Raw genomic sequence first — 565 nt, forward strand, 5'->3', positions numbered from 1 at the left:
GGCTGGACCACCCGCTACGACATGCGGCTCACGCCCGACGACGACGGCACGGGCAATGTCGTCATCCGCTACCCCGACGGCCAGGACGTCCGCTTCGGCAAGAACGCCGACGGCACCTTCGCCCCGCCGCCCGGCCGCTTCGCCAAGCTGACCTTCGACTCGGCGACCAGCACCTACAAGCTCCAGGACAAGTCCGGTACGACGTACGACTTCAGCTCCTCCGGCCTGCTGGCCAAGATCACCGACCCGTACTCCAACGCGGTCACCTACACCTACAGCGCCGGGAAGCTCCAGACCGCGACGAACACCCGGACGACCCGCTCGCTGACCTTCACCTGGACCGGCGCGCATGTCACCCGGGTCCAGACGACCGCTGTCGACGGCGCCCCGCTGACCTGGACGTACACCTACACCGGCGACCTGCTGGACAAGGTCTGCGACCCGCTGAACGGCTGCACCCAGTACACCTACGGCACCGGCAGCCACTACCGCACCACCGTGCTGGACTCCCGCCCCGAGTCCTACTGGCGCCTCGGCGAGGAGGAGGGCACCGCCGCGAGCAGCG

At 69.0% G+C, this 565-nt stretch carries 1 protein-coding gene; it reads left to right on the forward strand.

Going from position 1 to position 565, the window contains the following annotated elements; all coding sequences use genetic code 11:
- On the forward strand, positions 1-565 hold a 565-nt coding region (locus tag ALMP_RS39590; protein ID WP_264936842.1), incomplete at both ends, for a hypothetical protein.

Source organism: Streptomyces sp. A012304 (genome assembly GCF_026008495.1).
Classification (GTDB): domain Bacteria; phylum Actinomycetota; class Actinomycetes; order Streptomycetales; family Streptomycetaceae; genus Streptomyces.